Consider the following 14373-nt stretch of genomic DNA (forward strand, 5'->3'; position numbering starts at 1 on the left):
CCAGGCCCCGGAGCGGGTGAGGGCCGCTACCCGGACGCCTCGCTGCGCTGCCGGACGGCGATCGTGCACAGCCGTTTCGTCGCCCGCGTCAGGCCGACGTACAGATCCCGCTCCCCGCTGACCCGCGCCGCCTCGATCCCCTCGGGGTCGAGGACGATGACGCCGTCGAACTCCAGGCCGCGCGCCTGGGACGCCGGGATCAGGTGGGCCCAGTGGGTGACGCCGGCGGTGTGCAGTTCCTCGGTGCGGGTGTCCGCGCAGATCACGCCGAGCAACTCGCCGGGGTGCTTGGTGTGTTGGTCCTGGAGTTCCGCCAGCAAGGCTGCCGTCAAGTCGTCCGGGGTGGTGGTGAGGGTGCGGGGGATCTCGCCGCTCCGGATGGCGCTACTGGGTTTCTGGCCGGGGGCGATGCGGGTCAGGAGGTCGTGGGTGGTGGCCAGGATCTCGACCGTCGTGCGGTAGCTGACCGTGAGGGTGTGCAGCTCGAAGCGCGAGCCGACGTGCGGGGTCAGCGCCTCGTCCCAGCCACGGGCCGTCGTCGCCGGTCCCGCCTGCGCGAAGTCCCCGACCAGTGTCATCGACCGCGCCGGACACCGCCGCACGACCATCCGCCACTGCATCGCGGTGAGTTCCTGCGCCTCGTCGACGACGACATGTCCGTACGTCCGCGAGGGCGGCCCGTCGACGAGGCTCGCGGCTTCGTCCAGGAGCGGAACGTCCGCGTCGGACCAGGCGGCGCCGGCCGACCCGGCCAGCAACGCCCGCTCCTCGTCGCCGAGTTGAGGCAGCCCCGACGCGAACAGGGCCCGGACGACGACCTCGGCCGTGAGCGTCGGCCACAACTCCTCCACCGCCCGCTCGACTTGGGGATCGTCGAGCAGCCCCTCCCGCACCGCGTCCGCGTCGAACTCGTCGGCGGCGCTGCCGGCGGCCTCCTCGTCGTACCCCAGTTTCCGCAGGTCAGCGGCGGCGGCACGGTCGAGGTCGAGTCCCGTGGCCTCGGCCACCTCGGCGTCGATGCGCTCCAGTGTCTCCAGGGCGTCCCGCTCCAGCGCGTCGGTGACCGCGTCGACGAGGTACTCCTTGAACACCTGCCGGGCGCGATTGTGCCCAAGTCCCGTTCCCACAGCGGCGTTCCGGGCCCGCGCGACCTCCCGCTCCCCGAGCCGCACGCCCTGGACGGCGAACTCGCCGCGCACCGCCTGCCGTTCGCGCACCACCCCGGCCAGCGCGTCCGCCAGCACCGAACTCCCCTTGATCCGCGCCGACTCGGCCGGTTCCGTCCCCGACGGGACGACCCCGGCGAGTTCCTCGCACGTCGCGAGGACGACGTCGTTCTCACCGAGGGAGGGCAGCACCTGGGACACGTAGTCGAGGAACCGGGCGTTGGGCCCGAGGACCAGCACCCCGCGTTCGGCGGCGCGCGGGAACGCGTACAGCGCGTACGCCGCCCGGTGCAGCGCGACGACCGTCTTCCCGGTGCCGGGCCCGCCCTGGACGACGGTGACACCCCGGTGGGGTGAGCGGACGATGGCGTGCTGCTCGGCCTGGAGCGTGGCAACCGCCGTACCCATGCGGCCGGTTCGCCGCGCCTGGAGGACCTCCGTGAGGGGGTTGTCGCCCACGACGTCGTCGGGCGTTGCCTCGGAGCCGTCGAGGAGTTCGTCATTGACGGCGCCGACCGTGCGGCCCTCCAGGCGGAGGTGGCGCCGGCGGCGCAGGCCCATCGGGTCGACGGCGGTGGCCTCGTAGAAGGGCCGGGCCGCCTCCGCGCGCCAGTCGACGAGGAGCGGCAGGTCGAGGTCGTCGGGGTGCAGGCCGAGACGTCCGATGTGCAGGGCGGTGCCGTCGGCGGCGTCGGTCCGGCCGAAGACCATGCCGCTCTCGGCGGCCTCGAAACGCCGGATCTCCCCGGCGAGCCGGGCGGCGGCGAGATCACGCTCGTACACCTCGCGCCCGCCGTCGGCCGGCGCCTTGACGACAGCCGCGAGCTGCGCCCGGACCTGCGCCACCCTCTCGTCGAACAGCCCGTACATGGTCGATACACAAGCCTGCTGCGCCTTCACCTGACGCGCGGGACCGTCGCTGATCTGCGACAACGGGGGGCCTCCTCTGGGTGCGGCTCACCACTATGGGGGTGCGCGCGCACAAAGGTAAGTCTTGATTTACCCGCCGGGCGGATGTCCTCGCCCCCAGCGCGGTCGGTTGAGGCCGACGCGGGTCCAGGTACGGGTGGTCTCGATGCGGGGTCCTGCTGAGTCACGGGTTACGGTCGTGGTGTTCGTCCGTCCTCAGGAGTGCCCCCGTTGCCTTCCTTCTCCGCCCTGGTCACCGGCATGGAACGCCACCAGGTCGCCCTGTACGTCGGGGCGCTGGCCGTCGGTGCTCTCATCGGTCGGGCGGCTCCCGGCGCGGGGCCCGGCCTTGAGCACGCGATCAACCCCGTGCTCGCCGCGCTCCTGTACGTGACGTTCCTCCAGGTGCCCGCCGCCGAACTGGTCCGCTCCGCGCGGGCGGGCCGGTTCCTGGGGGCGGCGCTGGTGGTGAACTTCGTCGTCGTCCCCCTCGTGGTCGCCGCGATGTTCGCGTTCCTCCCCGGTGATCACGCCGTCCGGCTCGGCGTGCTGCTCGTTCTGCTCGCCCCTTGCGTCGACTACGTCATCGTCTTCAGCGGGCTGGCGGGTGGCAGCAGTGAACGGCTTCTCGCCGCTACGCCGTTGCTGCTTCTCGCGCAGATGGTTCTTCTGCCGGGGTACCTGTTCCTCTTCATGGGGCCCGGCCTCTCGGACGTCGTCGATGCCGGGCCCTTTGCCGAGGCGTTCGTCGTGCTGATCGTCGTGCCGCTGGTGCTGGCGTGGCTCACGCAGGCGTGGGGTGCGCGGCGTGTGGCCGGGCGGCGGTTCGCGGAGGGGGCGGGGGTGGCGATGGTGCCGTTGATGGTCGCCGTCCTGCTCACCGTCGTCGCCTCGCAGGTGCCCAAGGTGGATGACGGGTCGGGGCGGTTGGGGGATGTCGCGCGTGTCGTGCCGTTCTACGTCGTCTTCCTGGTCGTGATGCCGTTCGCGGCGTTGGGGGTCGTGCGGCTGTTTCGGCTGGGGGCTCGGGATGGGCGGGCGATCGTGTTCACGGGGGCTACGCGGAATTCGCTGGTCGTGTTGCCGTTGGCGTTGGCTCTGCCGGAGGGGTTGGCTGTGGCGGGGGTGGTTGTGGTGACGCAGACGTTGGTGGAGGTGGTGGGGATGGTGATGTATGTGCGGGTGGTGCCTCGGCTGTTGCCCTGAGGTGGGGGGCCTTGAGGTGGGGGGCGGGCGCTTCAGCGATCCCGTGGACAGCCTCGCCGAGGCATGTGGGGCGACGAGCAGCTCGTCCCGCACGAGGGGGTGGACCTCGCGACCACACCGCACATCAACACCCTCCCGACCGAAGACGGAACGCACAACGCCGACTTCACAGCCGACCTGTACGTCATCACCACCCCGCACCGCGTACGCCTGAGCACCGGCCCCAGCCTGGAACTCCACGGTCACCCCTGATGACACGACCGGACGTCGCGTAGGACAGCCGCCCCTTCCACCTGCCGAAGCATGCGCTCGAACGCCCACACCACAAGCCCGAGCCCGCTGAACACCGCCCCCAGCACACAGACGGCGCCCCAGCCCCCGACCGCGTACAAAGAGGTCGCGGCGAGCGCGCCGGCGCCGCTGCCGATCGAGTAGAAGACCATGTATCCCCCGATCACCCTGCTGCCCGCGTCCGGATGCGACGCGTAGATCAACGTCTGGTTGGTGACGTGCACCGCCTGCACAGCCAGATCGAGAAGCACCACCCCAACGGCCAAGGCCCACAAGGAACTTCGGGTGAAGGCCAACGGCAGCCACGAGACGACGAGCAGCGCCAGCGCGATGCCCGTGGTCCACCGGGACAGCCCGCGATCGTTCAACCGCCCCGCGACTCCGGCCGCCAGTGCACCCACGACCCCGACCAGCCCCAACGCCCCGACCGCGCTGTGCGGCAGGGAGCTGAGCGGGAGCGCGAGGCTGCTCCACAGGGTGCTGAAGGCGGCGAAGATCAGCAGCCCGTACATCGCGCGGACCCGCAGCAGCCGTTCCCGCGCGAACAGGGAAACCGTGGAGCGCAGCAGCTGTCCGTACGGCAGGCCCGGAGCGTCATCGCCGCCCGGCAGTACCCGGTACAGCACCAGGGCGAGCACGGCGACGCACCCCGCCGAGGCGGCGTACACGGACCGCCACCCCGCGAGATCGGCCATGACACCGGACACCGTACGGGCGAGCAGAATCCCGACGACCACTCCGCCGGTGACCAGCCCGACGACCCGGCCACGCCCATCGGCGGGAGCCAGTGACGCCGCGAAGGCCACCAACGTCTGTGTCACCACGGCGAGCAGCCCCGTCGCGGCCATCCCGACGAGCAGGACCAGCGCCGTACGCGCCGTGGCCACCACCCCCAACGCCACGACGAGCAAGGCCAGTTGCCCCACGATCAGCCGCCGCCGGTCGGTCACGTCGCCCAGCGGCACGAGGAAGAACAGCCCGAGCGCGTACCCGACATGCGTGAGGGTCACGACGCTCCCGATCAGCCCCGGGCCCATGTCGAGTTCGCCGCCCATGGTCACCAACAGCGGCTGCGAGAAGTAGACGTTGGCGACGGAGGCTCCGCAGGCGACAGCGAACAGCAGGACGATGCGGCGGGACAGCACGAAGGCGCGCTTCTCCACGGTGTCTGACATCTGGCTCCCAAGGCTTGGTTTCAACTTGCAACCGATGGGGACGATAGCCATCACTGGTAGCATGTTGCAACCACCTGGAGAGCGAGGGACGACATGGTCACCAGAACCCGGTTCGACGACAGCGACTGCCCCGTCGCCCGTTCCGTCGACGCGATCGGCGACTGGTGGTCCCTGCTGGTCGTCCGCGACGCCTTCGACGGGAGTCGGCGCTTCGGTGAGTTTCAGCGCAGTCTCGGGGTCGCGAAGAACATCCTCACCGCCCGCCTGCGGGCTCTCGTCGCCGGTGGTGTTCTCGAAAGTGTTCCGGCGTCGGACGGGAGCGCCTATCGGGAGTACGTCCTGACTCCCAAGGGCAGGGACCTGTTTCCGGTGATCGTGGCGCTGCGGCAGTGGGGCGAGCAGCACTTCTTCGAACCCGGCGAGCCGCACTCGGAGTTGCTGGACAGGCGGCACGAACAGCCCTTGCGCCCGCTGGAGGTGCTCTCGGCGGACGGACGGCGGCTGGACTCCGAGGACACCGCCGTCCGTAAGGTTTCCTGAGCCGGTGGGGTCAGAAGCGGCCGGTGATCTTTGTCGGGGTCACGCGGACGATGACGCGGTCGCCGTCCTGCTTCGATGCCGGGTTGAACGTGGCGTAGTCCTGGCCGGTGTATTTGAGGGAGAGTTCGTTGGGGAGGTCCCGGTCGGGGTCGGGAGTGACGGTGGCGGTGCCTCGGATCTCCGCGTAGGTGTACGGGTTCTCCGGGGGGTTGATCATGATGGTGACCCGGGGGTCGCGGGCCAGGTTCTTGCCCTGGGCGCGGTCCGCGGTCGTGGAGAAGACGAGGTCGTCGCCGTCTCGTTTGATCCAGACGACGGTCAAGTGGGGGTGGCCGCTGGCCGTGAGGGTCGCGACGGTGGCGAAGACCTTGGTGTCGTCGAGGTGTTGCTTCAGGGCGTCGGAAAGTTCTGCTGCCATGGTTCGGGGTCCTTTGTGAGAACGCTCGGTCTGTTCAGGGAACGCGGCGGCGCCGTGGAATCATCCGGTGAGCCAGGTTCTGATGCGGTCGGATTGTGCGCGGATCCGGGGGAGGGCGTTCGTGGGAGCGCCTTCGAGCCTCGACTGGAGCGCGGTGCTCTCGTCGAGCGTGCGGAGGGCGTCGTCGTGGCGGCCGAGGGTGCCGTACAGGACGGCGAGGTTGTTGAGGGTGACGGCGTGATCGGCCGAGGCACGTCCGTCGTAGCCGCGTACGGCTGACAAGAACGCGTCCAGGGCCTCTTCCCTGCGGCCCAGTTCACTCAGCCGGTTACCGAGGGTCGTGGACGCCCTGGCCAGGTCCCCGTAGGTCCCGACCACGACAGCTGCTTCGGCCGCCGCGAGGGCTTCCTCTCTCCGGCCCACCGCCGCCAGGCAGTTGGACAGGTTGTTGAGGACCATCGCGAGACCGGGGCCACCGCCCGTCGCCTCGTACGCCTCCCTCGCCTCGAAAGAGGCGGCGAGACTCTCCTCGGCGCGGCCCGACTCCCCGAGCCGTACGGACAGGTTGTTGAGGGCGGCGCCCAGACCGGCTGCGTACTCCTGCGGAGCCTCTGCGGCCAACTCGCGGCAGACGCGCACGGCTTCCTCGGCCTGAGCGAGTGATTCCTCGTGCTGTCCCAGGTTCGCCAGACGGTTGGAGAACGTCATTAGGCGGCCTACCAGATTCGGCCCGAGGATCAGCAGGTCCTCCCGGGCCAGTGGCTCCATCCGCAGGAGGTCATCGAACACGAGGTCAAGGTCCGTCGTGTCAGCGCTAGTCGGTCCATCCACTGCGGAGGTGAACGCCTCCACCAACTCCCTTGCGGACGGTCTGTCCGCAGGCTGGTGCTCCAGGCAGTGCTGGAGTGTCACGAGGAGCACCGGATCGATTCGAGAGGCCAAGCCGGCCCTGGGGTACTCCCAACTCCCGGCGAGAAATGCCAGGAGCAGCGCACCGGCGGCGTACACATCGCTTTCGGGAGAGACCTCACCCCCGCCCAAGTAGGTCTCGGTGAGCGGCAGTAGGTCACGGTGCGGGCTGTCGGCCCCGTCCACGGTCGCGGTCATCCACCCGATCAGCCGGGCACCGTCATCGGTCAGAAGTACCGCCCTCGGCGCGATGGAGCCGTGCACGAGGCCGAGTTCGTGGGCGCGGGTGAGGGCCAGGGAGAGAGTCAGGCCGATCCGCAGGAAGACGTCCTGGGGGACCACTCCCCCATGGCTCGCGAGGACGTCGCGCAGGTTGGGCGCGGGCACGCCCGCCCGCTCCATCAACTCCGAGGCGATCCAGGGGAGTTCGTCAATGTTGTCAGCCTGCACATCCAGCAAGGCGGGCGCATGGATGCCACCCATCCTGCGCAGACACTCCGCCTCCGTCCGCACCAGCTCCACCGCAGCCGCCGGATCATCCGCGTACAACGACACAGGCGCCCGCACCGTGACCAGGTTTCCGTCCCGCCCCTGCGCCAGGTACATCGTGATGTGCGGCCACCCCCGGGTACTACGCCACAACAGCCGGAACCAGCCGAGCCGTTGAGGATCGTCCGGCGACAACGGACTCCATCCCGGCGGCGCCGGATCCCCCTCCCCGCCCGACACCCCGAGCCGCACGAGGAGTTGCTCCCGCAGCCACCCGAACGACCGCCCCGTGTCGTCCACGACAGCCGTCCCGTCCGGATGCCCCACCCACGCCGGAAACACCGGCGACCGCCCCACCGCATCCTCGATGTCCCGGGCCACCGCATCGGCCGTACGCAGCAACTCCCCCGCCGACACCGCACTGAGCAGCGCCCGCCGATCCTCCCCCGAGAAGTCGAACCGCCGGTGCTGCGGCAGCCGTTCGGATGCGTCGACCTCGTGCATGAGCCCTCCGAGGAACACCTCCATGAGGTGTCCGGCGTCGGTAGGCGCACCAAGTGCCGTCTGCACCAGCCGCATCACCGGCGGCGTGACCGGAGCGACGGCCGCGACATGTGCCGCGAGCCGGTACGCCTCGGCGGACGCGGCCTCCCGGAAACGCAGGACGGCGTCACCCTCCGGCACCTCAACCACCGTACGGATCGCATCAGTTCGCCCCTCCCACAGCGAGAGGAGTGCCGTACTCCCCGGCGATGCGAGGAGCCGCGACCACGCGCCGACGGCCTGTGGGGTCGGTGTGAGGACGGGTACGGGGACGGAGTCGAAGTGGGTGAGGCCGAGCGGCAGGTCGGGGTCGGCCGCCTGCCAGTCATGGGTGGGCCCGCCGCGCCGGTGGGACGTGACCTGCGCGGGCCGTACGTCGATCCCCGTACCCGCCCAGAGCCGCCCCGGCAGCGCGTGGACGATCGCGACGGGCCCGCAGCGCCCCCACCGGTCCAGCACCCCGCGCATCCCGCCGTCCCGCCAGCCGGAACCCACCCCGTCGCTGATGACGAGGACGAGCGTGTTCCCGCCCGGATCGCACAGGGCCTTGGGCGAGAGGTCGCGCCCTCTCCGGTAGGGGCTGGTGCGCAGGACGGGGACGGCGGCGCGGGTGTCGAGTCCGTAGACGCGTACGTCGCGGAAGGCGCCCGCGCGTTCCATGAGCCGGCGGACGTCGGACGCGAGCCGCTGCCACAGCACCATGGACACGCCGTCGTCGATGACGAGGGCGAGGGAGAGCCAGCGGGTGCGGGCCGGGCGGGTGACGGTCTCGGGGATGCCGGTGTCGGCGATGGCGGCGACCGTGCGGGCGAGGTCGAGTTCGGGGCGGCGGCGGTCGGGGAAGCGCTGGCGCAGGGGGCGCAGGGCTTTGCCGAGGTGGAGTTGGCCGGTGGGGCGGGGTTCGGGGGTGCGGACGGGGAGCGCGAGGGACGGGGTCGTGGCGCTGGTGGGCGCCTTCGGGGTGTCGTCCGTGGCGGTGATGGGGCGCGCGGGTTCCTTCGGCGGCAGGGGCGGCGCCGTCGGGGTGGGGCGTGGGGTGGGTGCCGGGGGTTCCTCCGGGACCGGGACCGGGACCGGGGGTGTCTCGGGTACGCCGGTGGCGCGGGCCAGCGGCGTGGGGCCCCGGCGCATCGCGAGCCACAGGGCGTCGAGGAGTTCCTCGTGGGACAGCTCGGCCCCGCTCTCGGCGAGGATCTTCGTCACGCGGGAGAGCATGGCGTCACACGGCTCCGCCGAGGCGGTGCAGTACGGCGTCCAGGAGGGCGCCCGCGTCGAGGTGGACGCCGCCCTTGCGCAGGAAGACGGCGTTCAGGAGCTGGTCGGTGGCGAGTTCGCCGGTGGCGCGGCGGCCGAGGAACTCGCGCAGGAGGTCGTCCACGCCGTCGAGGGCATCGGGGCCGAGGTGCGCGGCGACGATCTGCCGGAGCCGTTGTTCGTCGGGGTCGGGGAGGTCGAGGCGTACGCAGCGGCGCAGGAAGGCGGGCGGGAAGTCGCGTTCGCCGTTGCTGGTGATGACGACGACGGGGAACTCGGCGCAGCGGACGCGGCCCTTGGTGACGGGCGCGGTCTCGTCGGGGTCGTCGGTCAGGACGTGCACGGGGGCGTCGTCGTCGCGCAGGCGGCTGAGTTCGGGGATCGCGAACTCGCCTTCCTCGAAGACGGTGAGGAGGTCGTTGGGGAGGTCGACGTCGCCCTTGTCGAGTTCGTCGATGAGCAGGACGCGGGGGCGGGTGCGCGGAATGAGGGCGCTGCCGAGGGGGCCGAGGCGGAGGTACTGGCCGATGTCGGGCTCGGCGTCGCGGCGCAGGGTCGCCTCACGCAGGCGGCCGACGGCGTCGTACTGGTACAGGGCGTCCTGGAGGGTGGAGCGGCTGTTGACGGGCCACTGGAGGACGCGGCCGAGACCGAGTTCGTGGGCGACGGCGTGGGCGAGGGAGGACTTGCCGGTGCCGGGCTGGCCGGTGACGAGGAGGGGGCGGCGGAGGTGGAGGGCGGCGTTGACGACGTCGGCGGCGTCGTCGTCGATGAGGTAGGGGCGGGGGGTTTCGGTGCCGGGTCCGGGGCGGTCGAAGCGGCGCCAGGGCGGGGCGGCGGGGAAGGGGGTGTCGCGGGGTTCGCCGTCGCCGTGGAAGAGGCGCCAGTCGGTGGTCATGACGCGTTGGTTCCTCTCGCGGGGTCCGCCAGCAGCAGCGACTCGCTCCTCGGGTGACGCTCTTCCGGCTCCCAGACGAGCGAGGGCCGCGCCCGGCGCTCTCCCCGTCGGGCGGCCGTGTCGCTCCTGAAGTGCCGTACGCGTTCGGGGAGTCCGTCCAGATCGCCTGCGGGCGCGAGGCCGACCAGCCGTACGGCGTCCTCGTGGCCGCTCGCGTCCCGGTCCCACAGGACGACCGGGGCGCCGAGGGCGAGGGTGGCGAGGAGCCAGGGTTTGCGCTGGTCGGCGGGGCCGTGGAGGACGACGCGGGCGGTGTCGCGGTGGTCGGTGCGCAGGAGGTGGACGAGGCGGTGCACGCTGTCGCACGCGGGGTCGACGACGAGGGTGACCTGTCGCCCGTGCCTCCACCGGCGCTTCTGGTCGTCCTCGCCGCGCTTGCGGAACTCGGGGCAGCTGAGGGAGACGCGGTAGTCCGCGCCGATCGGGCGGGCGGGGAGGATGTCGTCGACCGCGCCGGGCACCCATTCGTCGACGGCCCGCTGAAGCCCGTCCCGGTCGACCTCGACCGTCACCCACGGCACGGTGTCCCCCTGCCCGGGTTCCTCACGTACGGCGAAGACCGCCTCGCTCAGGCAACTCGCCACTTCCTGCGGGGTCTTGGACACCGACTCCACCTCCTTCAGCACCCGGTGCGTCCCGTCGTCCCGGACGAGCAGGATCCGGCACCGGTACCGCTCCTCCCCCGCCGCTTCGTCACGCTCCAGGCTCATCACGACCCGCGACACGGGGGACGCGGGTCGCTTCGCCCACCGCTCGGCGTCCGCGCGGTGCTCGGCCAGTACGTCCTGGTGGATACCGAGGCGGTCGGCGACCGCTTTCGACCAGGCACGGAGGCCGTCGCACTGTTCGGTGGCCGCCGCGATGTACTCGACGACCTTCAGCAGCGCGGGAGCGCCCTTGTCGGACAGGCCCTCCAACTCCGCGATTGCGTCGGCGAGTTGGGCCTCGTCCAGGCGCGGCTGGTTGAGGGCCTCGGGGAGCACGGCATAACGCAGCGCCTCGCGGGCCGCTCGGGGTATCAGGGTCGGTTCGTCGTCGCGGCTGCCGCGGAGGAGGGTGAGCAGGTCGTCGTACTCGTTCAGGGAGAGGAGGGCGCCGTGGCCGAGGGTTCTGGTCGTGGTCAGGAGGGTGGTGAGGGCGGTGCGGTTCGTCGCGTTCTGCGCGAGGGTTTCGGAGAGGGTCGCGAGGGCGCGGGGGTGAGTGAGGGCGAGGGTGACGAGGTCTGCCGCGCACGGGTCGTATCCGGCGGTGTCGTAGCCGAGTTGGTGGGCCAGCTCCTTGCCGTGTTCGGTGCGGGTCGTCGCGTCCGGCAGCAGGGGGCGGAGCAGTCTCTCCAACTCCCTTTCGGTGGAGGTACGTTCAACGCCGGGCTCCGCCTTGGGCAACGGGGCGCCGATCGGGGCCAGTTGGGGACAGGCGCCGATGTGGGCCGTGAACGTGTCGTCCGTCGCGAAGGAGGAGACGGGTACGGCGATGAGTCGGCGCGCCCCGTATGCCTGGTCCTCCTCGGTGACGACGCACACGAGGTGGCCGCCGCAGAAGATCGCGGCGCCCGAGGCTCCTCCCCACGCGTTGCCGCCGACGCGGGGAGCGGGGGCCGGGGTCTGGTCCAGGACGTAGCGGTCCTTGCCGCCGGAGAGGACGGGGAGAAAGCCACGGAGGTGTTCGGGGGCGCGGAGCTGGCCGTTCCTGGACGCCCAGGGATAGCCGAGGCCCTCGTACGGGAGGGGGGCGCGGCCTTCGGGGCGGCCCCAGCGGACGGGGTCCGGGAGGTCGATCTCCTCGGCGAGTCGGAGGAGGGCGATGTCCAGGCCGGAGGGGTGTTCCCAGAGGAGTTGTGCTGAGGTCCTGATCTGCTCGCCGTCGCATTCGTGGCCGACGTACACCTTGATCTTCGGCCAGAACTGGGCTGTGGCCCGGTCGACGAGTACGTGACGTGCCGTCAACACCAGCCGTGGGGCGATCAGATACCCGGAACCGACGGTGTGACGCTCCGCGTCCCCGCTGCGGATCAGGGCAAGTCTGCGCGGGTCCATCTCAGTCCTCGTCCGGTGACCCGGTCTCGTCGTCCCCGACCTCGGGGCTGGTGCCGCCTGCGGCTCGGTCCTTGACGGAGAGTTTGAGGGTCAACTTGTGGGTACGGACGGAGGCTTGCTCCCCACCGCCGCCGACGGCCACTACGCCGAAGCTGAGCTTGCCGTCGCCCTTGGCGGACTTGCGCAGCTCCAACTGGAGCTCCAGCTGGGCTTCTTCGACACCGAAGGCGAACTGCTGGTTGACGCCGAGGCGTTGGGCTTCGTACAGCTCTTGGCGCAGCTCTTCTATGGCTGCGGCCAGGCCGATCGTCGACATTTGGTGCGCCCCCCGGTCAAAAACAGTGCGTTGTCGGTACGTTACAGCGCTGGCGGATCGGTCGTGGAAGAATCCGGGCGGGGGTGATCGCCACATGCTGCAAGAGGCGTCTGCCGAGGAGTTCAGCAATTTACTGTGGCGGGCCGTCGACAAGCTGCGGGGGTCTGTCGATGCCGCTCAGTACAAGGAGTTGGTGCTCGGGCTGGTCTTCCTGAGGCACGCCACCAGCGCCTTCGACAAACGTCAGAGGGAACTCACCGAGACGCTGTTCAGGAGAGGTGTCCCCGAAGAGCAGGCAGCCGAGCTGCTGGAAGACCCTGCCGAGTACCAGATCTGGGTGCCGCAGGAAGCGAGTTGGTCCTGGATCGAGGCCAACGCCAGGAACGAGAACACGGGCAGATTCCTCGGTGCGGCGATGGATGCGATCATGCAGGCCAATCCCTCCTTGGCCGGTGTCCTCCCGAAGGTCTTCTACCGCGCCGGCATCGACCAGGACCAACTGGCCAGCCTGCTCGGCCTCTTCCAGCACACCTCGTACGATCCGGCATGGGGCGGCGCAGCCTACGAGTACATGCTCGACGCCTTCGCACGCATGGAAGGCAAACGAGGCGGCGAATTCCACACCCCGCAGTCCGTGACCCGGCTCATCCTGGACATGCTGGAGCCGTACCAGGGGCGGGTGTACGACCCGGTGTGCGGCTCAGCCAACATGCTCGTCCAGGCAGCCGCGTTCCAGGGCAACCGTTCCTCCGTATACGGCCAGGAAGTCAACGAGCGCACCTGGCGCCTGGCCAGGATGAACCTCCTCGTCCACGGCATCGACGGCGACTTGTCCGACCGCTGGGCCGACACCCTCACCACCGACCAACACCCAAGCCTCCAGGCCGACTTCGTACTGGCCCACCCCCCGTTCAACATCAAGGACCGGCCCCGAGACGCATCCGACCCCCGCTGGATGTACGGCGTCCCCCCGGCCAGTAACGCGAACTACGCCTGGCTCCAGCACGTGATCTCGAAGCTGGCCCCCGCCGGAACCGCCGCAGTCATCCTGGCCAACGGTTCCCTGCACTCACGCAACAAGGCCGAGGCCGAGATCCGCCGAGCCATGGTGGAAGCCGACGTCGTCTCCTGCATCGTCGCCCTCCCACCCCGCCTCTTCCTCTCGACGGACATCCCGGCCTGCCTCTGGATCCTCGACAAGGACAAGTCGTCCCGCCGCAACCAGATCCTGTTCATCGACGCTCACGAAATGGGCGAGAGAGTCCGCAAGGCCGAACGCGTACTGACGGACGCCGACCTCGCGAACATCTCCGGTGCCTACCACGCCTGGCGCGGATCATCGCAGCCGTACGAGAACCAGCCCGAGTTCTGCCACTCGGCCTCCCTCGAAGCCGTACGCGACAACGACTACGCCCTGGTCCCCGGCCACTACGTAACCCCGGCCCCGCCCCCACCGAACCTCATGCAGGACCTCTACGCCATCTTCGACGGCTACGACTTCCCCCCTCAAAGCACCGCCGACACCACCCCGTCGAACGAATCGGCGATCACCAGCGCCCCAGACTCCAGCAACTGATCAGCCGTAGCCACCCCGTACGAAACCCCGACAGAGGCCATCCCGGCAGCGGATGCCATCTCGATGTCCCCCACCGCGTCCCCGACGACAACACACCGCTCGGCAGGCAGCGCCAGCTTCTCCGCGACATACAACGCCATATCGGGCGCCGGCTTCCCCCGCCCCACCGAATCATGCCCGGCGACGACAGCGAACCGATCGAGAATCCCCGTAGCCCGCAGCGTCCGCACAGCCGCCTCATGCGTCTTGGACGTGGCAATGGCCAACGTATGCCCGAGATCCAGCAACTTGCTGAGCCCCTCGGCAACCCCGGGATACAGCATCCGCTCCCGCTGCTCCTCAAGATGCTCCCCGAACCCGGCCCGATAAGCGGCCATGGCCTCGGCCACCTGGGGATGATCCACCGGCAGTTCGAGCAACCCGGCGAAGTTCTGGTCGAGCGGCTTCCCCACGGTGGCCCGCACGGCGGCCTCGTCCACCGAGCGACCCAACTCCCGCAGCACCTTCACGGTGATGGAAACGATCGCCCCGGGAGTATCCGCGAGCGTCCCGTCGAGGTCGAAGACGATCCCCTGGTATCGCACCAC

12 protein-coding genes are annotated in these 14373 nt (G+C 70.3%); 4 read left to right on the top strand and 8 right to left on the bottom strand.

Going from position 1 to position 14373, the window contains the following annotated elements:
* Positions 1 to 26 precede the first annotated feature (26 nt).
* Positions 27 to 2099, bottom strand: a complete 2073-nt coding sequence (locus ACQCO7_RS02265) for a HelD family protein (RefSeq protein ID WP_464070178.1) — start codon at positions 2097 to 2099, stop codon at positions 27 to 29.
* A gap of 237 nt (positions 2100 to 2336) precedes the next feature.
* On the opposite strand from ACQCO7_RS02265, the gene ACQCO7_RS02270 reads away from it, so the two are divergent.
* Positions 2337 to 3281 carry a bile acid:sodium symporter gene (locus tag ACQCO7_RS02270; RefSeq protein WP_464077126.1) on the top strand — a complete coding sequence of 315 codons (945 nt, stop codon included), beginning with the start codon at positions 2337 to 2339 and terminating at the stop codon, positions 3279 to 3281.
* A gap of 63 nt (positions 3282 to 3344) precedes the next feature.
* Positions 3345 to 3533 (top strand): hypothetical protein, encoded by a 189-nt coding sequence (locus tag ACQCO7_RS02275; RefSeq protein WP_464070179.1) that lies wholly within the window; start codon positions 3345 to 3347, stop codon positions 3531 to 3533.
* Here the strand turns inward: ACQCO7_RS02275 and ACQCO7_RS02280 are convergent.
* Positions 3524 to 4747 (bottom strand): MFS transporter, encoded by a 1224-nt coding sequence (locus ACQCO7_RS02280; protein ID WP_464070180.1) that lies wholly within the window; start codon positions 4745 to 4747, stop codon positions 3524 to 3526. The two genes, ACQCO7_RS02275 and ACQCO7_RS02280, sit on opposite strands and share 10 nt — an antisense overlap.
* Positions 4748 to 4840: 93 nt before the next feature.
* Here ACQCO7_RS02280 and ACQCO7_RS02285 point away from each other — a divergent pair, with 93 nt between their 5' ends.
* On the top strand, positions 4841 to 5287 hold the full coding sequence (locus tag ACQCO7_RS02285; RefSeq protein ID WP_464070181.1) for a winged helix-turn-helix transcriptional regulator: 447 nt from the start codon (positions 4841 to 4843) through the stop codon (positions 5285 to 5287).
* 10 nt (positions 5288 to 5297) lie between these two features.
* On the opposite strand, the gene ACQCO7_RS02290 is transcribed toward ACQCO7_RS02285, so the two are convergent.
* The 5 genes from ACQCO7_RS02290 to ACQCO7_RS02310 are packed head-to-tail and all read right to left on the bottom strand — an operon-like array spanning position 5298 to position 12210.
* On the bottom strand, positions 5298 to 5705 hold the full coding sequence (locus ACQCO7_RS02290) for a PPOX class F420-dependent oxidoreductase (RefSeq protein ID WP_464070182.1): 408 nt from the start codon (positions 5703 to 5705) through the stop codon (positions 5298 to 5300).
* Positions 5706 to 5765: 60 nt separating this feature from the next.
* Positions 5766 to 8849: an SAV_2336 N-terminal domain-related protein gene (locus ACQCO7_RS02295; protein WP_464070183.1), complete on the bottom strand. Its 3084-nt coding sequence runs from the start codon at positions 8847 to 8849 to the stop codon at positions 5766 to 5768.
* 16 nt (positions 8850 to 8865) lie between these two features.
* On the bottom strand, positions 8866 to 9798 hold the full coding sequence (locus tag ACQCO7_RS02300; protein WP_464070184.1) for an AAA family ATPase: 933 nt from the start codon (positions 9796 to 9798) through the stop codon (positions 8866 to 8868).
* Positions 9795 to 11894, bottom strand: a complete 2100-nt coding sequence (locus tag ACQCO7_RS02305) for a VMAP-C domain-containing protein (RefSeq protein WP_464070185.1) — start codon at positions 11892 to 11894, stop codon at positions 9795 to 9797. The genes ACQCO7_RS02300 and ACQCO7_RS02305 overlap by 4 nt, the downstream gene beginning before the upstream one ends.
* Position 11895: 1 nt before the next feature.
* The gene (locus ACQCO7_RS02310) at positions 11896 to 12210 is read right to left on the bottom strand and encodes a trypco2 family protein (RefSeq protein WP_464070186.1); all 315 of its coding nucleotides are present in this window, start codon (positions 12208 to 12210) and stop codon (positions 11896 to 11898) included.
* Positions 12211 to 12304: 94 nt separating this feature from the next.
* Between ACQCO7_RS02310 and ACQCO7_RS02315 the strand changes: the two genes are divergently transcribed.
* A complete protein-coding gene (locus ACQCO7_RS02315; protein WP_464070187.1) occupies positions 12305 to 13786 on the top strand; it encodes a type I restriction-modification system subunit M in 1482 nt (493 codons plus the stop codon).
* Here ACQCO7_RS02315 and ACQCO7_RS02320 read toward each other — a convergent pair.
* Entirely contained in the window at positions 13717 to 14373 is a 657-nt protein-coding gene (locus tag ACQCO7_RS02320; protein ID WP_464070188.1) for an HAD family hydrolase, read from the bottom strand. The two genes, ACQCO7_RS02315 and ACQCO7_RS02320, sit on opposite strands and share 70 nt — an antisense overlap.

The organism is Streptomyces saintjeani, assembly GCF_055409605.1.

Coding starts and splice junctions, on each gene's coding strand:
- ACQCO7_RS02270 (WP_464077126.1), top strand. CDS start 2,337: ATGGAACGCCACCAGGTCGCCCTGTACGTCGGGGCGCTGGCCGTCGGT.
- ACQCO7_RS02275 (WP_464070179.1), top strand. CDS start 3,345: ATGTGGGGCGACGAGCAGCTCGTCCCGCACGAGGGGGTGGACCTCGCG.
- ACQCO7_RS02280 (WP_464070180.1), bottom strand. CDS start 4,747: ATGTCAGACACCGTGGAGAAGCGCGCCTTCGTGCTGTCCCGCCGCATC.
- ACQCO7_RS02285 (WP_464070181.1), top strand. CDS start 4,841: ATGGTCACCAGAACCCGGTTCGACGACAGCGACTGCCCCGTCGCCCGT.
- ACQCO7_RS02290 (WP_464070182.1), bottom strand. CDS start 5,705: ATGGCAGCAGAACTTTCCGACGCCCTGAAGCAACACCTCGACGACACC.
- ACQCO7_RS02300 (WP_464070184.1), bottom strand. CDS start 9,798: ATGACCACCGACTGGCGCCTCTTCCACGGCGACGGCGAACCCCGCGAC.
- ACQCO7_RS02305 (WP_464070185.1), bottom strand. CDS start 11,894: ATGGACCCGCGCAGACTTGCCCTGATCCGCAGCGGGGACGCGGAGCGT.
- ACQCO7_RS02310 (WP_464070186.1), bottom strand. CDS start 12,210: ATGTCGACGATCGGCCTGGCCGCAGCCATAGAAGAGCTGCGCCAAGAG.
- ACQCO7_RS02315 (WP_464070187.1), top strand. CDS start 12,305: ATGCTGCAAGAGGCGTCTGCCGAGGAGTTCAGCAATTTACTGTGGCGG.